Annotated in this window: 18 protein-coding genes and 1 pseudogene; 9 read left to right on the top strand and 10 right to left on the bottom strand. The window is 41.5% G+C overall.

Annotated features, from left to right (window positions below):
• Window positions 1-148: 148 nt before the first annotated feature.
• Entirely contained in the window at window positions 149-1291 is a 1143-nt protein-coding gene (gene hisC / locus V7K35_RS21850) for a histidinol-phosphate transaminase (protein ID WP_335081542.1), read from the bottom strand.
• A gap of 141 nt (window positions 1292-1432) precedes the next feature.
• On the opposite strand from hisC, the gene V7K35_RS21845 reads away from it, so the two are divergent.
• Together V7K35_RS21845 and V7K35_RS21840 are read left to right on the top strand one after the other, a co-directional pair.
• A complete protein-coding gene (locus tag V7K35_RS21845) occupies window positions 1433-2197 on the top strand; it encodes a methyltransferase domain-containing protein (protein ID WP_335081540.1) in 765 nt (254 codons plus the stop codon).
• 294 nt (window positions 2198-2491) lie between these two features.
• Window positions 2492-3112 (top strand): rRNA large subunit pseudouridine synthase E, encoded by a 621-nt coding sequence (locus tag V7K35_RS21840; protein WP_335081538.1) that lies wholly within the window; start codon window positions 2492-2494, stop codon window positions 3110-3112.
• A 147-nt stretch (window positions 3113-3259) separates the two neighbouring features.
• Here the strand turns inward: V7K35_RS21840 and V7K35_RS21835 are convergent, their stop codons facing one another.
• Together V7K35_RS21835 and V7K35_RS21830 are read right to left on the bottom strand one after the other, a co-directional pair.
• Window positions 3260-4606, bottom strand: a complete 1347-nt coding sequence (locus V7K35_RS21835; protein WP_335081536.1) for a PQQ-dependent sugar dehydrogenase — start codon at window positions 4604-4606, stop codon at window positions 3260-3262.
• A 375-nt stretch (window positions 4607-4981) separates the two neighbouring features.
• Window positions 4982-6358 carry a calcium-binding protein gene (locus tag V7K35_RS21830; RefSeq protein WP_335081534.1) on the bottom strand — a complete coding sequence of 459 codons (1377 nt, stop codon included), beginning with the start codon at window positions 6356-6358 and terminating at the stop codon, window positions 4982-4984.
• Between the two features lie 1126 nt (window positions 6359-7484).
• Between V7K35_RS21830 and V7K35_RS21825 the strand changes: the two genes are divergently transcribed.
• Window positions 7485-8516, top strand: coding sequence for a VOC family protein (locus V7K35_RS21825; protein ID WP_335081532.1), 1032 nt, complete (start codon window positions 7485-7487; stop codon window positions 8514-8516).
• Between the two features lie 49 nt (window positions 8517-8565).
• On the opposite strand, the gene V7K35_RS21820 is transcribed toward V7K35_RS21825, so the two are convergent.
• Window positions 8566-9297 carry a hypothetical protein gene (locus V7K35_RS21820; RefSeq protein WP_335081530.1) on the bottom strand — a complete coding sequence of 244 codons (732 nt, stop codon included), beginning with the start codon at window positions 9295-9297 and terminating at the stop codon, window positions 8566-8568.
• Window positions 9298-9432: 135 nt separating this feature from the next.
• Here V7K35_RS21820 and V7K35_RS21815 point away from each other — a divergent pair, with 135 nt between their 5' ends.
• Together V7K35_RS21815 and V7K35_RS21810 are read left to right on the top strand one after the other, a co-directional pair.
• On the top strand, window positions 9433-9639 hold the full coding sequence (locus V7K35_RS21815; RefSeq protein ID WP_335081528.1) for a hypothetical protein: 207 nt from the start codon (window positions 9433-9435) through the stop codon (window positions 9637-9639).
• Between the two features lie 518 nt (window positions 9640-10157).
• Entirely contained in the window at window positions 10158-11372 is a 1215-nt protein-coding gene (locus V7K35_RS21810) for a glutathione S-transferase family protein (protein WP_335081526.1), read from the top strand.
• Window positions 11373-11998: 626 nt separating this feature from the next.
• Here V7K35_RS21810 and V7K35_RS21805 read toward each other — a convergent pair.
• Entirely contained in the window at window positions 11999-12295 is a 297-nt protein-coding gene (locus V7K35_RS21805; protein WP_334794805.1) for a hypothetical protein, read from the bottom strand.
• Between the two features lie 1078 nt (window positions 12296-13373).
• Entirely contained in the window at window positions 13374-13697 is a 324-nt protein-coding gene (locus V7K35_RS21800; protein ID WP_298903980.1) for a hypothetical protein, read from the bottom strand.
• A 273-nt stretch (window positions 13698-13970) separates the two neighbouring features.
• Between V7K35_RS21800 and V7K35_RS21795 the strand changes: the two genes are divergently transcribed.
• Entirely contained in the window at window positions 13971-14366 is a 396-nt protein-coding gene (locus V7K35_RS21795; protein ID WP_335081554.1) for an HNH endonuclease family protein, read from the top strand.
• 146 nt (window positions 14367-14512) lie between these two features.
• Here the strand turns inward: V7K35_RS21795 and V7K35_RS21790 are convergent, their stop codons facing one another.
• The 3 genes from V7K35_RS21790 to aroA all read right to left on the bottom strand — a co-directional run bounded on the left by V7K35_RS21790 (window position 14513) and on the right by aroA (window position 18838).
• Entirely contained in the window at window positions 14513-16129 is a 1617-nt protein-coding gene (locus V7K35_RS21790; protein WP_335081523.1) for an alkaline phosphatase D family protein, read from the bottom strand.
• Window positions 16130-16355: 226 nt separating this feature from the next.
• A complete protein-coding gene (locus V7K35_RS21785) occupies window positions 16356-16895 on the bottom strand; it encodes a PEP-CTERM sorting domain-containing protein (protein ID WP_335081521.1) in 540 nt (179 codons plus the stop codon).
• A gap of 662 nt (window positions 16896-17557) precedes the next feature.
• Window positions 17558-18838 carry a 3-phosphoshikimate 1-carboxyvinyltransferase gene (gene aroA, locus V7K35_RS21780; protein WP_335081519.1) on the bottom strand — a complete coding sequence of 427 codons (1281 nt, stop codon included), beginning with the start codon at window positions 18836-18838 and terminating at the stop codon, window positions 17558-17560.
• A 240-nt stretch (window positions 18839-19078) separates the two neighbouring features.
• Here aroA and V7K35_RS21775 point away from each other — a divergent pair.
• From V7K35_RS21775 to V7K35_RS21765, 3 genes and pseudogenes are all read left to right on the top strand, one after another.
• Window positions 19079-19603, top strand: a pseudogene (locus tag V7K35_RS21775) (adenylate/guanylate cyclase domain-containing protein); the annotation flags it as partial.
• Window positions 19604-19956: 353 nt separating this feature from the next.
• On the top strand, window positions 19957-20262 hold the full coding sequence (locus V7K35_RS21770; RefSeq protein ID WP_335081517.1) for a hypothetical protein: 306 nt from the start codon (window positions 19957-19959) through the stop codon (window positions 20260-20262).
• Window positions 20263-20802: 540 nt separating this feature from the next.
• Window positions 20803-22290, top strand: a complete 1488-nt coding sequence (locus tag V7K35_RS21765; protein ID WP_335081514.1) for a helix-turn-helix domain-containing protein — start codon at window positions 20803-20805, stop codon at window positions 22288-22290.
• A gap of 354 nt (window positions 22291-22644) precedes the next feature.
• Here V7K35_RS21765 and aqpZ read toward each other — a convergent pair whose 3' ends face one another.
• Window positions 22645-23343: an aquaporin Z gene (gene aqpZ / locus V7K35_RS21760; RefSeq protein WP_334969495.1), complete on the bottom strand. Its 699-nt coding sequence runs from the start codon at window positions 23341-23343 to the stop codon at window positions 22645-22647.
• Window positions 23344-23535 lie beyond the last annotated feature (192 nt).

The following is a 23535-nucleotide window of genomic DNA, read 5'->3' as shown; positions in this document are numbered from 1 at the left end:
TTCTATCGACACTCCAAAAACCCAAAATTTTCACTCCTTATTGAATTTACTACAAAAAGGGAAGGAGAAGCAGCCTGCGGCTGCTTCTCCTTCCTACTTATAATGATTATCATTATCGTAATTGGTGATTTTATTCCTTGGAAGTCCCTTATAAGAGGGGAAACTTAAAATCTTGCGCCCTCCCCTTGTAAAGGGGAGGGTTGGGGAGGGGTGATTCAAGGATTTTTGCAAGAGGTCTAGTCTCTAAAAAATAAATCAACGCCTCCACTAAAGCCTGATTTTGCTCATCAGTACCAACAGTAATGCGTAACTTATCATCTAGTCCAGGCTGCTTGAAGTAGCGGATTAAAATTCCCCGTTCCTTCAGTTTTTGATAGAGATATTCTGCGTTTCCTTCTCTTGGCTGTGCTAACAAAAAGTTAGCTTGAGAATCCCAAAGATGAAAACCTAATTGTTTTAAGTCCGTTGCTAACTTAGTCCGTGATGTTTTAATCTTTGCCACACAAGCATTTTTATAAGCTTGATCGGTAATTGCAGCAGAGCCAATTGCACAAGCGATCGCATCAATGTTATAGCTATCCTTCACCTTAAACAATCCCTGCAACAGTTTGGGATTTGCGACTCCAAAGCCCAGCCGCAATCCCGCTAATGAGTACCCTTTAGAAAGTGTACGAATTACGATGACGTTTTCGTATTCCTTTACCAAACCCAATGCATTCTCTTCGGTAAAATCTACATATGCTTCGTCAATCACTAAAACTCCAGATAACTGGCTGGCTAATTTTCGCAGATCATTTGTTGCTACCACATGCCCCGATGGACTATTAGGCGACGCAATAAATGTCACAGAACCATCGACAGCAACCAGTTCTTTCAAAGGTAAACTGTAGTCCTCGCTGTAGGGAATCTCAATAATTTCCGCAGCTTGCATTTCTGTTAATGTGCGATATAGCACGTAAGTTGGCATCGGATAAACTACTTTTTTTCCAGGTTCTGCACAAGCTCGAATTATCACGCTCAACAATTCATCACTGCCATTTCCGACAATGATCCAATCACTAGGAACTCCTAAAACTTTACTTGCAGCTTGCCGAAATTCCCCGCCGAAAGGTTCTGGATATCGGCGCAACCACTCGCCATCGATATTCTGCAATACAGCTAGTGCCGCAGGGGAAGGAGGATAGGGGTTCTCGTTGCTGTTGAGTTTAATTATCTGTGTACCGCGTTGAGGCTGCTCACCGGGAATGTAGCTAGCCATTGCATTAACATTAGAGCGAAAGTAGTTAGTCATAGGGCACTTGTACTGAGCAACGTCGAAGTATTGGGTGCGTATCTTAAGCAAATTTCAACCCACAATTTCTGACGATATCGTTTTTTGTCGCTTACATCAAAAAATACGGCTTACAAATTACGAATTAGGAATTATCAAGAGATGCCAGATAAATGGAATCCAGAACTATACGAACGATTTGAGTCCGAGAGAAGTCGTCCGTTCTACGACTTGGTAGACATGGTACATCGGCAAGAAAACTTACGAGTTCTCGATTTAGGATGTGGAACCGGAAAGTTAACGAAGTATCTGCACGACACCCTAGCAGCACAGGAGACTTTAGGGATAGATGCTTCTGAGAAAATGCTGCAAAAGGCTCGTCAGTTGGAAGGTAACGGACTACGGTTTGAGCAAGGAAAAATTGAGGAAAACCCAGGAGATGGGAAGTTTGATCTGATATTTTCTAATGCGGCATTGCAGTGGTTGACGGAACATGAGGCGTTATTTGAGAAATTGCGGGGCAAGTTACAACCTGGTGGACAGCTTGCTATACAAATACCAACGATGAATAATGAGCCAGTGCATAAGATAGCAGTTGAGACTGCAAAGGAATTTAGTCAAGAATTGGGAGGATATGTGCGGCGTTTAGAGGTACTTTCTCCAGAAACATACGCCAAACTGCTTTATAAATTGGGGTTTTTGAAGCAAGAAGTAAAGCTTCAGATTTATGGACATGTGCTACCTTCACGAGAAGCCGTAGTAGAGTGGTATCGTGGGACACTGCTAACGGCATATGAATCGCAGCTAGATGCCCAAACCTATGAACGATTTGTACAACGTTATCAGCAGAAACTGTTCGAGTTGCTAGAAGATGAGCGTCCATTCTTTTTCCCCTATAAACGTATCTTAATGTGGGGGCGTATTTGAAGGCTTATTTTCCACTCAAAAATGTTTAAGTTCCGTTAGAGAATAGAAGCAGGGAGCAGAGGAGCAAGAGAAGAATAAGAATAACAATGCCCAATGGCACTAAGTTAAAATACAACCCTTGCCCTAACTGGTTCCCAGCCTCAAGGCTGGCAACCCATCCTTGGAGGTTCCGCCTCCTCTTTCTTGACCAGAGGCAAAGCCTGTTGTAACTCGTTCCCAGTCTGAAGACTGGGAACAAGGTTACACAAGCCTTTCGGCTTTTCTTAGTGCCATTCGCCCAATGCCCAATCCCCAATGACAAATCATTACCGATATATTATTTTTTACAAACCCTATGGCGTTCTGTGCCAGTTTACAAAAGATGCTCCCACACATAGCACCCTGAAAGATTATATTGATGTACCTGATGTGTATCCTGTGGGACGCTTAGACTGGGATAGTGAAGGGTTGCTGCTGTTAACGAACGATGGGCAATTGCAACATCGCCTCGCCCATCCGCGTTTTGGTCATAAACGTAGTTACTGGGTACAAGTAGAGCGAATTCCAGATGCAGATGCGATAAAAAGGTTGCAAACAGGTGTGGAAATTCAAGATTACCGCACTCAACCAGCAGAAGTTAGGCTTTTACCAGAAGAACCACAGCTACCTGAACGCACTCCGCCGATTAGATTTCGCAAAAATGTAGCGACAGCTTGGCTAGAAATGACTTTGACAGAGGGAAAAAATCGCCAAGTACGGCGCATGACTGCGGCTGTAGGGTTTCCGACTTTGCGACTGGTCAGGGTTAGCATAGCCCACTTACAATTACATGACCTACAATTGGGTCAATGGCGCGACCTCACCACATCTGAACTCCAATTTCTGCATAATTTCAGTAAATCAAAAAGTTTTCCTCCAAAGGCGAATGCTCTCTAACAGGAATAGGATTTTCTGTTATGAGCCAGCGATTTCCAGTTCGAGGGGAATTATTGCACATTTAGGATGCGATCGCAGCGACGGTGTACGCCTACGCATTCTGGCTATATCAACCAAAACTTTGAACAATATAAACTAAATTCAGATTTACTTTGTGGGCATAGAAATTTCCCAAATTCCTTGAATCCCACCGTATTCCAGAACATAAATCTTATTGCCGATAATCTCAGTATCAATGGGATTGCTGAAGCCTTGGACAATGCGCTTGGCTTGAAGTTGATAGTTGGTAGTTCCTACTTTAATCAATTTCAAATCCAACAGATCTTGGCTGGGATCTTTAAAAGGGCCTGCTAGTGTTTCACCAGTGGGGTCGCCTTGTGTCCAACCCAATACGAATCCATTTCTGTTGAATTCTGGACTCATTGCTCCTTGTGTTTCAAAAATTAACCCCAAAGGAGAACGGTGTGCTGTAAAAGTGCTAAAAGTTACTCCAAGAACACTAGCGTCTTTGACTTTGCCATCTTGAGGATCGCGGAAACTGTCTGCGTCCGGTCCCAAATTACGAATTGGTTCAGTCAGGGTGATATTAGGCCGAGCCGGAAAGCTTGGATCGTTATAATAGTAGGCTTTTTTAACTGCGGTAAATTTAGGATTTAGCAAAAGGTCTTTGAGAGGATTATAATTCGGGAATTGTTGGGGATTGTCTGTCCCGCCTATACGCCAGGGAAAACCGTAATTATGACCTAGACGTAGCCAATTTAATTCTTCTGACATGTCGCGATCGGGACCATTTTCGGTGCCAAACAAGTCCCCATTAGACGCAAAGGCCATATCGAAAGTATTGCGTGTTCCTTCTGCAAAAATATAGCCAGCTGTCTTTAAGGTTGCTCGATTGTTTGCAAGAAAGAGATTTTGGCCATTACTAGGAAGGCGGAGTATACAGGCGGTTAATCCTACTTCGCGAGTATTGGGATATAGACCATCAGCAGACTGAACCTCACCATGATCAGTACGAGAACCGCTATTCACATAGATAAACTTACCATCTGGGCTAACAACCACGCCGTTGAAGCGATGGTCATAGGCTGTTTTGCTTTTAGGATAGCCTGCACTCGTAGCCAAAACAGACCAAATGCGCTCTCCTTTACCTGAGTTAATTACCCCTTTAACAATAATTGCTTTGGTCTGGTCATTCACAAGGTCTGCATTGCCAACTAAATAAATTGTCCCGTCAGGACCAATAGCCATACCTTGAGTTTCATCTAGCTTATGATTACTAGAGTTGTACACAAGTGTACTAGTAGATAAGGCTAAATTAACTTGATAAATCTCACCATTTCTTTTTAAGTAATAGAGGGTATTGTTTCGTGGATCTTTTGCAATCCGAACAGAAGGAGAGATGGTCGATAATGTAGACAGAATCTTGCGAATCTTAATATCAGAACGCAAGGCTTGAGGTGCAGCATTTACTACACTAGTGCCATTATTTAGCATCACTATTGTAAATAACAGTGTTTTTGCAACTAAAAAGCACGTTTTTAGAACGAACTTATCAGTAAATCTGCGTTTAACTTGGTTGAATGATTTGGTGCTATTCATTATTTTCTTCATCGAATACTCAGATGATTTTGTGGCTAAATCTTGTTAATCAGGGAAAAAGCTTTAGAAATTACGGAATGAAATGAGCAATGGGTACTGACTTGCTAAATAATCTCTTGTTGGGTAAGGGGGGAAAGATTGCCGTGTTCCCCGGTTGAACTGTTGCTAACTGAGCTGAAAGATTAACGCCTGAGCCTGATGATAAGGAAGGAACCCAACCCTTCAGCGCTGCCGAGTGTGTTGTTTGTACCTTCTCCAGCATTTTCCTGCTTATAAAAAAGTGAAGTTGTTACTACTAAGTGTGAGACCCACTACCCCCTGCACAATACCTATGATTTCATCTTGCTCTGCTCCGGGTTTGTCTAAGAATATTCGTGTGTTGCTTCCAACAACTTGCAGACGGTAGTCCTCTGGAAGTCCATTGAGTTCAATTTGATCTTGGCTAGGGTCGAAGTCAGTGATACTAGCCAAGTCCCCAAAACCAGGATTCGCAGTATTGTTATCGTCGTAGAAAGCATTTACAGCGTCCCCCAAGATAAATCTGTCTGCCCCAGGTCCGCCAGTCAGCTGATCAGTTTCCCCTAATCCAGGTGGAAGCGGACTACCAGGGAAAACACCAATGAGGATGTCGTCTCCAGACCCTCCATTGAGTACGTCATTGCCTGGCCCGCCCTGTAGACTATCATTGCCGTCACCACCATTGAGGATATCATTGCCATTATTACCATCTAGAGTGTCATTGCCTCCTCCACCATTCAAAGTGTTGTTAGAAGTATTACCAAAAAGGAGGTTGTTAAGACTGTTACCTGTCCCGCTGATATCGCTACTTTCCGTCAGCCTCAGATTCTCTATATTGGCGCCTAGTGTGTAGGTGACAGAAGACCGGACGATATCTGTGCCTGAATTAGCAGCCTCCGTAATGATGTCAGTAGCAGTGTCAACAATGTAAGTGTCGTTACCTGCTCCCCCATTCAAGGTGTCAGTACCTGTGCCGCCATCAAGTGTGTCATTGCCATTATTACCGGATAATCGGTTATTTTGGTTGTCGCCAACAATAATGTCATTTGCATTTGTGCCGATGACATTATCAAAGTTGACTACAGTAAATGGCAATCTTCCCAAACCAGGAACATTATTGGCAGCCAAATTTTGGGTTTGCAAATTAACGGTGATAAATACCCCAGGCAAAGATTGAGATGCGTCTATGGTGTTGTTGGCAACATTAGCATTAGCAATAACCTTTTCTACTTTAAAGAGTTGATCTTGCCCCAATCCACCGGCTTTTTGAATGGTACCGACACCTGACAAGGTAATAGTTTGACCTAGTTGACTGTAGTCTGCGGTATCAAAGCCATCTCCACCATTAATGCTGTCGTTACCCTGACTGCCTTTGAAGGTGTCGTTTCCTGCACTACCGATTAAAATGTCGTTTCCTGTGCCTCCATCAACTGTGTCATTGCCATCTCCACCGATTAGACTGTCGTTTCCTGTCCCACCAGCGAGGGAATCATTACCAGCTGCACCATTCAAGGTGTCATTACCGGAGGTACTATTGGCATTACCACCAACAGCCCAACCAACTATCGTGTCATTTCCCGAAGTCCCAAAGAGATTGTCAGGACTTGTAGTGCCGAAAATAAATGCCATGTTATTTCTCCTGAATTTCTTCACGAATACGTAAGTTCAGCCTTAGTCAAAGGACTATTCATCAGTTCAATGTAGATTACTTGCTATTTAGGTAATCCTATTTACAAAACATTAATTATTGATTTTGTTACGGATTTCCAAATAAAAAAATATCTAACTATTTATTGTGGGCTGGGTCGAAAAACCCGGCTTTGGTTACGGGCGAACGAGACACCTACTTTACAAAATTAGACAATTTATTTCCTGAAAATGCCTGAATGGATTACCCAAATGGTAAGTAATTAGGTCAAATATTTTGTTTTTTCTCCAAATTTTTTTTAACCAAGCTGTAATTATTTAATTATCATGAGCGAAAGGTTATGTAAACTTCTTTACCAAATCTTCAAAATCTCAAATAAATGCGATTTATAATACATTGAAATATACTTGTAACTTTTAATCAAATATTTTTTCAAAACTACTGATTTTTTTGGTAAATGTTGCGATACTTTTTAGCTTAAGGTGGCATCGTCGTTAAGTTAAATTTCAATATCCAATTTTTTGGTAAAAAAAACACTTTTATATTAAAGAAATGCTTTTTAAAATAGATAATTTAAACTTATAGCTTACTCAAGAAAACTTTGGAGCTTAATAATACTTAAGCTTTACATAAATTTTATAAATGTTTACAGCTATTTTTAGGTAAATAGACCACGCCTTATAGGCACAGCAACGCCCACACGTGTCAACTTAAGCTAAAATTCCTTTAAAACCTCGTTTCTAGCCTCTGGCTAGAAATGTACCTCATAGCGGCTCTGCCGCAAGTCTTGAGGCGGAGCCTCCCATTAGGCTCTCTAAAAGTTGCTATGTCGCAGGCTTTACGCTGCGCTATCCGTTGTAACAACTGGCATTGCGTTGTGCTATGCGACAACGCACTGTCAACAATTCAAGGTGCGTTACAGAGTAGGCTAACACACCCTACTGACAATTTATATTTCTTCATATACATTGAATTTTTCTAGCCGACTTACTTAAATAAAAACTGCTGTAAAAAGTCGTTTTGAATACTCGAATCCTTGCTTTTCTCTCCTTCCTATGCAAAGCATGGGTACGAGGAAAACTAATAACTCCTAACTCAGCACTGATTATGACTCAAGAACAACAAACTGCAATTGAAGGGATCTATGAAGTCTGTATTGGCATCCCAGAGCCAATTTCTGCAATTCAGTATTGGGAGCAATTTGGCTATCGCATTGGTCAAGTGGGTGAATTAACCGCAGATGTAGCTAATCGATTATATGGGGTGAATTCATCTTTACGCTCAATCCGCCTCTACCATCAAAATTCAGATCATGGTTTGATTCGGCTGATGGTTTGGCAAAACCCCACGCATCAAGGTTTGGGAACAGCGTCGATGAAAATTAAAGGAAATCGCTGGGCAACAAGTTTAACAGCGGATGTTTTAACTATCTTAAATCATATAGAGGATGCAAAAGCCGCAGGTTTGCCTATTAGGCACACTAACCCTTATTGGGAAGTCATCTACAACAAAGAGAGGAAAAGCCGTCCTTTTATTGAGCCAGCAATTGGTGTGCGAGAAATGCTGCTACTGCAACCCTTAGCTCGACAGGTTTTATTTCAACGGTTTGGTTATACACTGCCGGATTACGGACAAGTTAACCATAATGCTGCTCTCAAGGCTAGTCAGTTTACCCACATGGGAATCATCGTTCAGGATGACAGCAAAGAAACCCTGAAGTTTTATGAAGAAGTTTTGGGTTTGCTGCGTGTGCGTGATGGTGTCGAAACTAGCTATGAATCTTCGCCAGCAGGTCGAGATATTTTTGACCTTAACCCTGGTGAAAAGTTTATTGTTACGACCTTTGATGATCCCCGTTCTTCTAAATCTGACCTGATGGCTGCACGCAGTGGTAGGCTTTACATCATTCGATTCCCAGAAGATATTAATTTAGAATCGCGCTTTGAGGCAGCCCAACCAGGTAGCTTAGGTATGTCTTTATATACCTATCGAGTTAAGGGAATACAGGAGTATTGCGATCGCATCAAAGCAAGTACTGTAGAAAAAGTTACAGATATCATTAATAATGAGTTTGGCGAGACTAGTTTCTCCTTTGTTGCGCCAGATAGCTATTTCTGGACTTTGCTAGAAGCTAAATAGCCATGATTGGTTAATTTGCGGGAGATCATATGATTATCTTGACTTCATATCACTTTTCAGATACATAGATTTTCAGTTGAATGCTTTCTCTCAAGCTACTAAGATAAGCTAGTAGCGCATAAATAAAAATCACAATTCCGACCATTTCCAAAGACTCTTCAACAATTATGCCAGTTAACGTTATTAGGGTGCGTCGCCCAAAATCTACTCTCAAAAGTCCACCCACCATTTCCATACCTAAGCCTCCACCCACATAAACAATTACGGCAATCAGAAATAAATACCGAGTCTTGTGAGGGAGATGGAGCAAAAATTTTAGATATTTAAATGCAAAAACTCCCACTAAAACAATACCAGGGATAACCCAGGTTTCATAAAATACAGGATTGAGATGAAGTGATTGTCGCACTGACGGAATGATCAAAATCTCATGAAAACTAAATGCTTCATCCAAACTCAAATATAAAAATGTCAAAGATAGAGTTTTCCAGTAAGCAAAATAGTGGTCTTTCGTCTTCATAGCGGTAATTACTTTAAGTAACCCCGAACAAAATAATAGAGTGAATGAAGAATACCAGGCAGGTATATTAAATTCTCCATCTAGGTTAAATAGTTCGTAAAACCATTTGGAAGCTAGGAGGGGAAACTTCGAGAGCCAGAAATAGCCACTTAAAATCCCTGCTAAGGTGAGGCACATAACTGTAACACCTAAACGTAGAGCAACTGTTTTAGCACTGATATGAATTGGTAACTCCACACTATCGCTTGATACTTGCTGCATACAAATATTGAGCTAATTTTCTCTATGTCGAACAATTAAGAGGAAATTATCTCATGTAGGCAAATGATATAAGCGAACTGTTACAGAACTTTCACTACGGAAAACCATAGATTTTGAACGGAATTACTAGTATGTATGTATAAAATATATCTCAATATAACACTGCAACTGCTGGCAGCCACTTTAACATTACCACAAGCCCCATTTGTAGATTTTCTCGGCTTGGCGATCGCGATCGTCTCAGCAATTTTAGCTATTTACTTAAGCATCAATGCTGCATGGCTAGTTTTTGGTAGCGCTTTAATTGGATGGGATGCTTCTCTCTTGGGCTACACTGGATGAAATTGCAAGTATTAGAAATTACTAGCAGCTATTAGCTTGACTTTAAACACCTTTTAGTTTATATGCATTTTTTGATTTAAGCTTTCTATCCTCTCTGTGACTGGAATTTATAGAGGTTTTTCTAATTTTACCGACTTAAACAAGTCAAAAAATAGATATATTAAATCTTGCTTTCAAACTATTTTCATGTGATAATCACCATTAACTCCGGTAAATTTGTAAACTTACCGGAGTTAATAGTCATGGTTTAATAATTTAGGTTTTTATCTGTTTAAAAGCTATAAACATGGCAATAAATATACCAGTTTATAGTTTGAGGGCTACTATCTATAAAAAGTTTGCTATTTTGCGTTGTAGTAGACATCGTTATTCACATCTGTGCATATTTTAGATAGAAGTTAAAAAGGTTGACGAATAAATTTTTTGTGCCAATTTTTATCTATATCTCTATTCCACCACATAAATTGGTACCCTCAAATTAAGAAATTAGTCAAAGTTAACTTAAATTCAGGTGAAATATGTCAATTCAAGACACAGTATCTAATTGGGAACAACTGTTAGAAATTGCTCAAAAAAATACCTCTGCTCGACGGGTGCGTAGAGCAGGACAGTCCCCTTCTACTGCTCCCATCCCTAGCAGTCTTCATAAACTGCCTCCAGATACAGAACCACCAGTACTGCTCTACCGGGATACTAACTCTTGGTGTCCATTTTGCGAACGGGTTTGGTTTGCTCTGGAAGAAAAAGAAATTCCTTTTGCGACAGAGTTTATCGACTTGACTAACAAACCTAAATGGTATACGGATTTAGTTCCCACAACCCTTGTCCCGGCTGCCAAAATTGAGGGAAAGTTAGTCTATGAATCCAAAGACATTCTGTTAGCATTAGAAGAACGATTTGGGTCTACCTTGCTTCCCGAAGACCCAGAGGAAAACGCCGTTGCTAGGCAGTGGCTTGAAGACGCTGAAACCAATGGTGTACAAATAGCCTACAAATTCCTGAGACAAGCCCCTGAAGATCCTCATGAATTAGCAAGCTTAAAGGCAGCTTTTGAAGCAAAATTAGACCAGTTGGAGCAACTTCTCGGAAAATATCCTGGCCCCTACTTTTTGTCAACCTTTAGCTTAGTAGATATTACTTATAGCCCCCATTTAGACCGATTGGCAGCTAACTTACCCGTTTATCGGGGATATCAACTCAAGGGAAATCCCCGGTATCCTCGCATCAACGCTTGGTTTGAAGCACTTAAACAGCGTCCCGCCTATCACCGCGTCAAATCGGATGATACGACCAACAATTTACTCTTGCGTCGCAGATGGGGCGTGACACCAATCGGCAATCCCTTAGCGCCTGACCCAGCAGTTAGCCAAGAAATCCAATTTCGGGCAGAAGCGGCTGAGAGGTTGACTGATAACCGAGAAGTTGCTTTAGGAGACATCCTGAAAAACTCTGGGGTACAAGCATTGGCGGTCAATGGCGACACAACAGCCGTTAAAGAAGCGGTTGATTTTCACCTCAGATTGCTGGCTGACTATCTCATCAATGCGAATGGTGCAGCATTGCCGTGGGGGCGCGTGGGCGGCAAAGACAATGCCGATCCGATTGTGTCTGCGGTTGGAGCGATCACACTCGCTTATGTGAGAAATCGCATCTGTGCGCCACGCGATATGAGTGCTGGTGCAGCAACTGCATTCCGGGCAGCAGCAGATAAGGTGTTGGCATCTCTTTATTAGCGATCGCTCGTGACAGGTTAAGATTCTATTTCGCATGGTGGTAGTCTGGATAATTTTTAGCTACCACCTGTTTTTCTCACCAATTTATCTGGCGGACAAGTTTAATAAGCTAATCGGCATTCGAGTTGCATAATTAGGGCGGGCAAGATGCTCACCCCACAAGATATTGAGAAAATTTAATATGCAAATTAAATGTGTTTTAGCTTGTCATGTCCCACTTAATACTTATGTCATTGCGTACGCCCTACAGCCCTTCTCCTAAAGGAGACGCTACGCGAACGGGCATCCTACGGCAGGCGTTCCCGTAGGGTACGGAGCCTGGCAATCCCAAACCGCAAGCGAATTGCAACTCTTGGAGACGCTCTTGCTAGCTTGCTTTTGTTAGGTCTGTATTGGACTCAACACAGAAGCATTATAATTACCCTTGTGACTCCTCCAAAATACCATTTAAGTGCAGGACATCAAAGTAGCTTCCTTATATTTTGGTAAAGCAGAAGAAAGTAAAAAGCTGAAAGTTATATATAACAAGCTTTTCTAGCCTTAATTTCCATTTAAAAATTTATGCCAACAAAAAAAAGGAGAGTACTGCTACTCTCCTAAGGCAATATGGGCGAGAATTTCTTTTTTTAGCGATGAAAGTGAGCTTGACGTTCACGCAATTCACGAGCATGTCGTTCACGGGCTTGACGTTCACGCAATTCACGAGCATGTCGTTCACGGGCTTGACGTTCACGCAATTCACGAGCATGTCGTTCACGGATTTGATGTTCGCGTTGGATTCTACTGTTATTAAAAGCTACAGTATTGCGATTCAAATGATCATGCTCAGATTTAAATTCAGCAGCATTAGCATTTTGAGAAAGAGCAGCAATTGAAGCAGTTGCTAATAAGCTTCCAAGAAGAATAGATTTAAAGCGGTTCATATATCCTTTATCTGCCTTGCATTAGTTGATTTGTGTACTCTCAATTTAATCGGAATAATCAGGTACACGCCTGTGAGAAAAGTCATGCTTAAATGGTTACTTTTGTCACTAATACTATAATTTATATTTGATTTTTGAAATTGGATAACGGTCAAAACCTGACCTGAGATGGGTTATACCCTCAGGGCAGCCTAGTAAAACTGAAGTCGGATTCCTATATTTAGAGGTAATTATTCAAAACCATTGCCAAGCGGTGGTGGGATAGAGCATTGGTCTACACATCTCAATTTTTTCTGTTACGGCTATTTAGGAAAACGTGTAATGCTTGGGTAAAACCACTGCAAAAAAGTAAAGACGGCTTGTCGAATAAATGATTATTAATGTCTAATTGTTTGTTGAAATGAGTATAGAACGAAGAACAGCACTTCGCGAAGAGAAATTAAAGGACGTCAAGGGCTTTGAGTTGTGTAACGAGCTGCTCTCAATGCACTTTTTGAATCAAATGAAAGCACTGAACCAACGACTGCAACCGATATCCTCGTTTCAATCCCTAATAGCGATTTTAGGTAATTGCAATTTTTACGTCCCGCAATTCTGACTGCAATTTGTGGCGTTTCAATCTCTAATAGGGATTTTAGGTAATTACAATCTAAATATTGGGAGCCGAATTGATGCCTCAAAGTGGTTTCAATTCCTAATAGGGATTTTAGGTAATTGCAATCGCTAGCTTCTGGAAGCCTTGTCTTATTTGGTTTTCAAGGTTCGGTTGCGCGAATGCAGAAATCATAACATCAGGAGTTGTGATTTGGCTAGAGACAAATGGCTGAAAACTAATCCACATAAGGTGCGCGGATGGTTTACAAATGCTAAAGCTCTCAAGTTCTTGCATATAGGACAATTCAGCCATTTTTCTAGTCATCCCTTCCCCAACACCTACCCATCCGCGCATTCAGCAAAAAAACTAATCTGATTGGAAAACTGCTTACTATAAATATCCTACTCAATTACGTTAGCTGACTTAAAGCCAATACCTGGGTTTGGCTATGCCTACGCAATACCAGCACCCTTATGACCAACTTTATTTAGCAGCGTCTTCAAAATCTGTTATTGCACAACCAAACTCCCTAAAAGCTGTTTTAATCAGAACCTCTTTCGTTCCTCTTTCCAGCGAAGAATTGCGTATGAGGTCTGTTAACTCTATGAACAGTAGAGAAAACATAAAACGATCTTGGCGGTCAACTTGTTTCAAGCAAGACGATATAAACTGATAAAGCTCTGTTTTTCTAGGTTTGGTTTGTTCTTCCCATATTTGTAACCCAAGCCGGAAGGTTCTCAAGCGGATTTCATTAGTATTGAAGGACGCGTCTTTGTAGCGGACTGATACGCGTTGGGGTAGTTCCATGAGTTTAAGCTATACATATTCAATGTAAAGTAATTATTCACTTATATTTTGACTCAACCGGAAAAATCTGATATTTAGCTTGAAAACAGGTGACAGGGAAAGAGATTTTCAATCTGATATCTCCGTTGTATTGTCCATAATAAGAGAACCTTACCCCGCCTATAGCTAAAGTTACAGGCTCTCCTCCCCTAGTAGGGGAGTGGCTGCTCTTGAGAGGTCACGTAGGTATCACAAGTAATTCGCCAGACATGAGATGAGTGTCAGGTAAAGGCGATAACACTACTCCTGATATATGTTCTTCTGCGTCTTGACTCTACGCTTTCTCGAGGGGAAGCGAGGTACGACTATTCAGTTATTACAGTTGAACACGTACTTCCTCAGAACCCAAGCGAAGGCAGTACGTGGCTTCAGTGGTTTCCAAATGATGAAGAGCATCTTCAGTATGTGCATCGCATAGGTAATTTGGTGTTACTTTCTCGAAAGAAGAATGCTGAGGCGCAAAACTACGATTTTAATAAAAAGAAAGAAAAGTATTTTGCTGGCAAAAAAGGGATTTCTCCTTTTGTTCTGACAACCCAAGTTTTACAACAATCTGAATGGACTCCAGCAGTTATTGAGCAGCGACAAGAAGATTCTTTGCAAAGCCTGAGAAAAATATGGCGGCTGTAAGTGCGATCATCTATGCAGAAACAGATTAAACTTTTTACAAAAGTCAATTTTCTGAAAATGAAAACACAGATGGATACAGATAAATACTAATGATTTATCTGTATCCATCTGTGATTGTCTGGTTTCAATACCTGGGAATTAAACGATTAAACTTGTTGTATTCCGGGACGACCATCTTCAACCACAAATGAAGCCCGCTTACTAATCGTCCCAAATGGAGTTGTGACGTTTGATAAAACTAGATAGTCTGTCTTGCAGCTTGTGGGAGTCAGCGCACAGCGAACATACCCCCGTTGACCGTTGAAGAACTTAATGTGTGGGTTATCGGGTAAGTAAGCTTGAACATTTGGGGTGGTATCTGCCCCATCTCCACCGGAGGTTATTGAAGTACAGACGAATTCACTCCCGACTGTAGCAGATTCTGGATTATTAAAGTCAGCCTTTAAATTCATTGCCCAGTTGGAATGGATATCGCCTGATAAGACTACTGGATTAGATGGTTTGCGCTGTTCTAAGAAACGCATGAGGCGATCGCGGGAAGCCACATAACCATCCCACTTATCCATGCTGTAGGTTCCGCCTTTCCCTGGTTTTGTGTCTATCTGAGCAACTACAACTTGCTGGGCCAAAACGTTCCACTTAGCCTGTGACCTATTTAAACCATCATATAGCCAATCTTCCTGACGCTTGCCAGTAATCGTTGCATTCGGATCTAAATTTTCTGGGCAACGTTCTTTAGTGCCATCACCACAGGGCTGATCGGTGCGATATTGGCGGGTATCTAGGACATGGAAGGTGGCTAAGTTACCAAAAGAGAGCCGACGGAAAAGTTGCATATCGGGGCCAACGGGACGCGAGAAGGGGCGCAGTGGCATATGTTCGTAGTAAGCCTGATAGGCAGCAGCCCGCCGTTGCAGGAAGATTGCCCGATTCTGATCCGGTTCAGTATCAATTTCTGAGATGTTGTTGGCGTAGTTGTTTTCCACCTCGTGGTCATCCCAGGTAACAATCCAGGGAAACGCTGCATGAGCTGCTTGCAGGTTGGAATCGGTTTTATAGAGGGCGTGACGGTTGCGGTAATCTTCCAAAGTCACAATTTCTGCACTATTATGCTGTCTGGGGCGATTCTTTGAAATTCCTCCTTCATAGATGTAGTCTCCAACATGCACTACCAAGCTGAGATCGTCCTGGGCAATATATTTGTAGGCAGTATAGTACCCCTGCTCATAGTGCTGACAGGAGACAAGGGCAAAGTTTAATTTATTTAAGTAGCCACCTGCTAGAGGAGCTGTACGAGTGCGGCCAATGGGACTAGCTTCTTGGCCGACAAGAAATCGATACCAGTACCAAGTATCAGATTGCAGTCCTTCTACCACAACTCGAACTGAGTGAGCTAGTTGGGGAGTTGCTAGTACCGTACCTCTGGAGACAATGCGCCTCATGTCGGGATCAGTTGTCACTTCCCAGCGAATTGGCACATTAGCAGGTGGCATTCCACCTCCGTTTAAGGGTTCAGGAGCGAGACGAGTCCAGATCACTACGCTACTGGGATAGGGATCACCCGATGCTACACCCAAAGTGAAAGGATAATTGGAAAATCTGCTTCTAGCGTAGACGCCTAGCGGCTTGTCGGCAGACATCGCTCTTTGATCAGGAAATTGGTTAGCGATCGCCAAACCAGACAATGCTCCTGCCCCGATAATTAAATTGCGTCGTTTGATTCGACTGTGTAGGAACTGCTCAAAATTCCGGTAATCTACCATTCTCTACTCCTGACTAACAGGTAAGTTAAAACGCAGCAACAGCTAACACGAAGAAGGCAGGGTGGTTTTAGGCAAACTTCGTAACTAACTCCCTTACCAAAATCTGGTTTTAATTCCCAATTTTTCTTCTGGCATCAATGTCTTAGATGTTGTTTTGCCACATCAAAGCATATTAGGAAGAGATTAATCCTTGGCAAAGAAAGCGTTAATATCAACTTAACCAAGGTTAAAATCTAACCTTTTTCATTGATGTTACTTTTTTCTTCATCATCCAGCCCAGACCACAAGCAAAGAGAGTACCAATTAAAGGTGTAGGTTCAGGTATTTGTGTATACGAAACTTTACCTGATATCGGTTCCGCATCTGGAGAGGTTCTAGAGAAAATTGTAAAATCATTACCAATGATTTCGTAACTTATAGAACTGGAAGGATTAGATTTATCGTTGAACAGATAGTCTAATGCTAAAGATTGTCCGGTTAAGAACGTAGTTACCAGGGGAAATTCTGGATATTTGGTGTCATTTTTTTCAGTATAAACAGTAGAGTTACCGTCAAACTGGAATGAGAGTGACTTAATGGTAGCTACAGGATTATCTTCATTACTGAAAGTTGAATCATCAAAGCTAAAAAAGCCATTTCCCTTTGTTACGGGACTATCAACTGTGAAAGCGTAATTAATAATTGCAGCAGATGCATATTTTGCATTTACAGTAGCAAAACCTAAAGTTAAAGTAGCAGCAAGCACTAATCGCGGAATCAATTTCATCTCAGTTTTTCTCACCATAAACTTCTGTAAGCGATGCACACTGCAAGGTATAGAAATAGTTTGTTTCTAACTTACTTATTTCCAAATGGCTATTCATCACTGTTCTAATCAGTGATGAAAATTAATGCTTTTTCCCTTTTGCAGAAAAATCAATAAGTCTCCAATTATTTGGAGTCACCCTATTTTATAATCATGAGTTTAAGCAAACTTTAATTAGAGGTAAAATAAAATCGAATTTAAATTTTCCAATGAAAGACTTAATCAGTAACTAATACCAATTATTTGTGAAACTGAATAAAATCAGGCTTGGCCAAGCTTGGGGCTTGAGCAAATCGTTCTATGCAACCTCACAGGTAATCGGTATAAGATATTTATGTTAAAAATTTTGAAGTGATTGTTACACATAGAGTTTCAGCCCTATCCTTGAAGGTTGGTAGCGCTGATCCGAAAGGTAAAAATAGTTGGTGCGTCAGCCTACGGCATAACACAACGCCAGTTGCTACAACGGATAGCGCAGCGTAAAGCCTGCGGCATGGCTTCTCTACGAGACGCTACGCGAACGCTTAGAGCGAGTCATCTCCCAAGGGGAGACGCCAAGGGCGAACGAGCGTCGGGAACCTCCGCAACGCACTGGCTCCCCTACGAGAATACTGGTCAATCTCTTATTGTTCTAACATTTGGAAGAATCGGGTAAAGTAATCTGGAAAGGTTTTCGCTGTACAGCCAGGATCTTTAATTACAATTCCTGGAACTTTCAAGCCAGTGACAGCAAAAGCCATGGCCATTCGATGATCGTGATAGGTTTCAATTGTCGCCGGGGTAATCGGGCCAGGCTGAATTTTCAGTCTATCTGCAAATTCTTCAACCTCAACTCCTAGCCGACGCAACTCTGTAACCACAGCTCGAATTCGATCGGTTTCCTTATATCGAATATGTTCCACATTGCGGATGGTAACAGGTGAACTGGCAAAGGGCGCGATCGCTCCTAATGTTTGCACTAAATCTGATATATCATTCATATCAATGTCGATGCCTTGCAATTGCTTCGGCCCCGTTACTTCCGTGTAATCATCCGAATCTTTAATTTGGCAACCCATCTGTTCTAAAACATTCAGCCACAGAATATCACCCTGACACGATTGTTTGGTCAAATGCTTGACGCGCACCCGTCCACCCGTGACGGCGGCGGCGGCAAAAAAGTAAGAAGCATTTGACGCATCGGGTTCTACTGTGTAATGTCGAGCTTGGTAACGTTGACCTGCTTTAATCTGAAATTGATTATCGCCGATTTGAATCACCTCAACGCCAAAATCTGCCATCAAACGACAGGTCATTTTGACGTAAGATTGAGAAACTAGTGTCCCCTCAACCTCAATGCTAGTATCTTGTTGTGCATAAGGCGCAATCATCAGCAATGCTGAAAGTTGCTGACTTGTTTGGTTCGCTTTCAAGCGAAAATTTCCACCAGCGAATTGCCGACTATAGAGGGTATAGGGCATAAACCCGGAGTTTCCCTCAAAGTTAACGGTTGCTCCACCTGTTTGCAGCACCGTCAGCATGTCACCCATCGGTCGTTCTCGCATCCGGGGAACGCCATCTAGGCGATATTCGCCGTTCCCCAGTGCCACCAACGCCGAGATAAACCGTGCTGCTGTGCCTGCCAAACCCACAAATAAATCTGCTTGTTTAGCTGGAATGTCGCCTCCTCTTCCCGCCACTTGGATTTGTGCCTGATGAGGATTCAAAGCAATGGGAATGCCCAATTGCTCTAAGCATTTGGCAAAATACTCGCTGTCTTCACTAAATAAGGCATTTTCTAAAATGGAATCACCTTGTGCCAAAGCAGCAACGAGCAACGCCCGATTGGTAAGACTTTTAGAACCGGGAATTTCTACTGTGGCATCCACTAGCCGATTTAAAGCAGGAATTGCAATGGTATCCACGTTAAACCTCTACGTAGGCGGTTAGCTACAACTTTATATATTGCCATATTGTGACCAAAAGGAGCAGGGAGGCAGGGGAAGAAGAACTATTGATTATTGCCCAATGCCCCATGCCCAATAGTTCCTAGTTAAAAAGTAAAATCTGATCTTGCTTTTGGGAATATTTGATTTTATTCACCTGACTAATCTATAACCCAGGCATTATCAATATGAAATAGATTAAACCATTCCTATATTTTCAAGACTTACGCATTGAAAACTTGTTTAAGAGGATTTTCGGCTATTTCCGAACAATTGCTACTTGAAGAAGTAGTAAAGATTTTGAATCTTTATCTGGGAACAATGACAAATGTGATAAACCAGTATAAAGGCACGATTAATAAGTTTATCACTAATGGTATTTTTGTGATATTTGGTACGCCAATTAGTCGCAAAGATGATTTTAAACGAGTGATCACCTGTGCTATTACTATGCAATTGTCAATGCAGCAAGTGAACAAACTTTCATCAGCAAATGAATTTCCCAATCCTCAAAATGGGAATTGGAATCAATACACGCGAGGTTGTGCTGGAAAATGTTAGTTCTCAAAAACGCGCTCAATATACATAGGACTTACGCACACTCTACGAATTCTCGGCGCTCTTGGCGTCTTGGCGGTTCGACAAATTAAGCTTTTTGGCAATTTTTGCGTAAGTCCTAATACAGTTATTAGCAGTCATGTTAATTTAGCTGCCCGAATTGAGTCTTATACCGTGGGAGGACAGAAGACTGCGACTCCCTCACCGCTAGGCGTTTATGCATTTCTCAATGCACTCCGTCAGCCTGGGTGAGATTAGGGCATCAATATTGAAATAGTAACGAAGGGAGGTGTATGTAAATACGGTCAACTGAAAAAGTAGGTAGTCTAGGTTTTTTTAAAACAGTAGCAATTGTTGCTGATAGAACCAGGCGATCGCGGTAAGATTTTGAACTTAAGCCTGATCCGACTCTAATAACTCCTAACTCTGACCAAATAATTAATAATTCGTAATTTATGGGATAGAGCAACTAACTTGAGTTATGGAGGTAAGAATATGATTTCTTCTCAAGCTGAGATTAAATTACATCCAAAAGACAGATGAAGAACTTAACCAACTTTCAAAGACTAGTAGAACTTGCAAATGATCATGGAATTATTTGCCAGCCCACACCAGGAGAATGTTTGATTGGCTCCTTGCCTGGAGACGATGATTTCTTATTAGCTTTTACTTGGTCTGGTACAGTTGAAGGAGAGCCACTAGAGCATGAATTAATAGCAATTAGTGTACAGGATATAGTTAAAGAAGTTACTGTTGCTGCTTGGCAGATTCCTATTTATTTATTTGGAAACGTTTTAAGGCAGGCTCAGATGCTTGTCGCTGCCCATAAAGATTTTGTTAGTTAGCACACAAGCTTTAGCTAAAAATTACTATCCTTGTCCACTGTGGCAGGGATTTTTATTCAAACTACTGCGCCCAAAACAAGAGTTGCTGACACTCGATGTCAGCTTGAAATATTTATAAAATATTCTTTAAGATTATTGGTGAAAACGTTGTAGTCTAATGTTTCTATACTGCAAGGTTTCTTATTGAGCGATGCCTGCGGCGGGCTACGCCTACGCACTTTGCCGTATTAGGTGAGAATAGACTTGTGCTCGTAGTCAGGACTTTAATCCTCGATTTGAGGACTTCAGTCTCCACTCCAAACTGAGCGATGCCTGCGGCGGGCTACGCCTACGCACTTTGCCGTATTAGGTGAGAATAAGACTTGTGCTCGTAGTCAGGACTTTAATCCTCGATTTGAGGACTTCAGTCCCCACTCCAAACTGGACATCATATAACTAATCCTACTGGGGCGTGCCACTGCTGGATGAACTTATATTCCAACACTTTTCACAGTTATTGTCTACCATTTTTACCTACGTGAGCAGTGTATTTTTAGAGAAATGAAAGAGTTAGCAAAAACGTTACATAAAAAATTTTCGCATCTAATTCAGCAGGTAATAGGAATTACCTTTTCCCGTAATCAAAATCCAAACGAAACCAATGTTGCTGAAGGTGAAGAAATTGTAGAAGACCAGACTGCTAAATTAGAAAAGCAAATTAATTTTCAGACATCCTTTAAGAAAGATGAGCAAAAGTTACTATTAAATAAGCAGTATCCAGCTAAACCCAGACAATTCAAAAAAGCTTCCTTATTTCCTGATCAAACTAGTATTGCTGCGTTGTCGTTAGTTTTGCATGGAGTTGCTGAAGTATTATCTCAAAAAATGAATCTATCATGGAAAACTGAAACAAGTAGTACTTTCAGCTATGAAAAAGAAGTTGAAAGTGGAAAAGGAAAAATCTTTTACTATGTAACAGATAATCCCGAAACCTCACAACCAGAAACTCTGGCCGAAGAGGCTGCTTTAGTTGTTATAGATCAATTTGACCCAAGGGCCTGTGCAATTCACCTAATTTACTGTGCTTTAGTAGCCAGCTTAGATAAACCTTGGTCAGGCAATTTTATTATAGATGATAGGCAACTACTTGAATACACAGGGCTTGTCAAACGCAGGGACTTATGCAAACATGAAAAATTGAGTATTTTGTACCATTTGTTACGACAACCTGCTCAGGTACTAGCCTGTATCGCATGGCCTAAACAAGGGAAAGTAGGAGCTTTTACTGTTGCTGATTTAAAGATTTGGGACGTTAGCATAATACGAGATTTTGAAACAGATAAAGCTGGCAATAACAAGCTAGTGGGTTTAAAGGTGATAGGTCAAGCTGGAGTATGGACAAAATACTTCCTCAATAAATCAAAATATCACTACCAGACTGGAATTATTACCAAGAAAACCGTACAGAAACTATTTAGCATTGGGAAACAAAATGCTGGCGCGGCTAGAATATTAGTTTGGCTAACCTTCCAAATCCAGCCGGAATTCCAGGATTGTGTAATGGGCAAGACTTTGATGGAGATTGCTTACAGTGCAGACAAAGTGTCAATAGCAGAGCAAGACAGACAGCTCAGACGGCAAATGGCTGATGACTTTGAAACTGACTTGAAAGTTGTAAAAGAAGCAGGATGGCAAGCAGAACTTGAAACAGGCCCAGCTTGGTTAACAAGCAGCAAAAGCACTAAAAGACCTATAGGTTACTGGAGTGAAATACTAAATTCTAAATGGCGTTTTCATCCACCAGTAGAAGTACAGGAACGCTTGACTCTGGACTCAAATCAGCTAAGTGTAAACAATATCCAGCCTATATCAGGTAATGTGATTAGAGAAGCTAGAAAAGCAAAAGGCTGGTCTAGGGCATTTTTCGCTACAACGATGGGGAAAAGCGTTTCCTGGGTTGATGCAGTCGAGACAGGTACACGCAAGGTTTCTCAGAAGGACTTGCCTAAGTTGTTCAACACACTGGGATTACACCTTAACAGGTATTGATTTCAACTAATATTGAATAATTGGATGAATTTTATACTTCCAGTGGCTATTTTCCTAATTTGTTGTATTAATAAATACTTCCTTACTAAATGATTGATGCAGACAGCAACGAGAGCATAAGCATCAAATTATTTAACCAAATCTTCTTGAGATATTTCAAGAAGATAAATTATGGTGGGGAATAATTACACAAGTAGAATAAAAGTTGCTTTTATTACCAGTATTAGCGATCGCCGATCGCTCGTGTTTTGCCCGACCTAATAAAAGCGCATTATAGAGATTGAAAAAAAACAATAAATGAAAGTTAAATAAATACCGAAGGGTAGGCTGGAAATTTATTTACTGGTAAATAGCTTAGATGTCCGGTTTTTGCAACCATCGGGCAACCATACCCGCCAAAACTCCACCGAAAATTGGGAACACGATGAAAATCCAAAGGTCAGCCAATGCCCAATCGCGAGTAAAGATAGCTGTGGCTAGCGATCGCACCGGATTGACGCTGGCATTTGTCACCGGAATCAGGATCAGATGCGCCAAGGTCAGCCCCAAACCGATGGGGATGGGTGCAGACAGCTTGAGAGCGCGAGAAGATGTAACGCTCAAGATCAGCAGCACAAAACCACAGGTAACAATGAATTCGGCTAATGCACAAGCCCACCAGCTATAGTTACCAGGGGAGTGAATTCCCACCCCATTAGAACCAAAGTTAGCTGTTGTAAACTCAGGCTTCCCCATGCAAATCAAAAACAGGATAGTACTTCCCCAAATTCCGCCGAGAATCTGACTCCCTATATAGGGTAAAACGTCTTTGGAAGAAAACTGCTTGGCTACCCAAAAACCAATTGTGACTGCGGGGTTGATGTGACAGCCGCTAATAGAACCAAAAGTATAAGCAGCAGTCAACAAACTTAAGCCAAAAGCGATCGCCACTCCAGTAACTCCAACCCAAGGTACTGCACCAGAGATCACAGCAGTACCCACGCCCATCAGAACCAACCAAGCTGTACCTAGAGCTTCCGCCAAACATCGTTTTGCTAATGAGTAACGATTCACGATCAATACCTTCGTCAAAAAAAGAGGCAGAGGAAGCACAAGGCCGATGTTGTCGCGTTATTGTCTTGGGCAACGACAAAGTATTCCCGAAAATTGCCCATGTTTGACAAAAAGCGCACTCTAGATGATGTCTATTACCGCAAATAAACGCGATAACGGCAGCAGCAATTGAACTGGATAAAGTACAAGACA

The organism is Nostoc sp. (genome assembly GCF_036917275.1).
Classification (GTDB): domain Bacteria; phylum Cyanobacteriota; class Cyanobacteriia; order Cyanobacteriales; family Nostocaceae; genus Nostoc.
The sequence above is the reverse complement of the archived record's forward strand: the minus strand, read 5'-3'. Positions and strand labels throughout refer to the sequence as shown.

Coding starts and splice junctions, on each gene's coding strand:
- hisC (WP_335081542.1), bottom strand. CDS start 1,291: ATGACTAACTACTTTCGCTCTAATGTTAATGCAATGGCTAGCTACATT.
- V7K35_RS21845 (WP_335081540.1), top strand. CDS start 1,433: ATGCCAGATAAATGGAATCCAGAACTATACGAACGATTTGAGTCCGAG.
- V7K35_RS21840 (WP_335081538.1), top strand. CDS start 2,492: ATGACAAATCATTACCGATATATTATTTTTTACAAACCCTATGGCGTT.
- V7K35_RS21835 (WP_335081536.1), bottom strand. CDS start 4,606: ATGCTAAATAATGGCACTAGTGTAGTAAATGCTGCACCTCAAGCCTTG.
- V7K35_RS21830 (WP_335081534.1), bottom strand. CDS start 6,358: ATGGCATTTATTTTCGGCACTACAAGTCCTGACAATCTCTTTGGGACT.
- V7K35_RS21825 (WP_335081532.1), top strand. CDS start 7,485: ATGACTCAAGAACAACAAACTGCAATTGAAGGGATCTATGAAGTCTGT.
- V7K35_RS21820 (WP_335081530.1), bottom strand. CDS start 9,297: ATGCAGCAAGTATCAAGCGATAGTGTGGAGTTACCAATTCATATCAGT.
- V7K35_RS21815 (WP_335081528.1), top strand. CDS start 9,433: ATGTATAAAATATATCTCAATATAACACTGCAACTGCTGGCAGCCACT.
- V7K35_RS21810 (WP_335081526.1), top strand. CDS start 10,158: ATGTCAATTCAAGACACAGTATCTAATTGGGAACAACTGTTAGAAATT.
- V7K35_RS21805 (WP_334794805.1), bottom strand. CDS start 12,295: ATGAACCGCTTTAAATCTATTCTTCTTGGAAGCTTATTAGCAACTGCT.
- V7K35_RS21800 (WP_298903980.1), bottom strand. CDS start 13,697: ATGGAACTACCCCAACGCGTATCAGTCCGCTACAAAGACGCGTCCTTC.
- V7K35_RS21790 (WP_335081523.1), bottom strand. CDS start 16,129: ATGGTAGATTACCGGAATTTTGAGCAGTTCCTACACAGTCGAATCAAA.
- V7K35_RS21785 (WP_335081521.1), bottom strand. CDS start 16,895: ATGAAATTGATTCCGCGATTAGTGCTTGCTGCTACTTTAACTTTAGGT.
- V7K35_RS21770 (WP_335081517.1), top strand. CDS start 19,957: ATGAAGAACTTAACCAACTTTCAAAGACTAGTAGAACTTGCAAATGAT.
- V7K35_RS21765 (WP_335081514.1), top strand. CDS start 20,803: ATGAAAGAGTTAGCAAAAACGTTACATAAAAAATTTTCGCATCTAATT.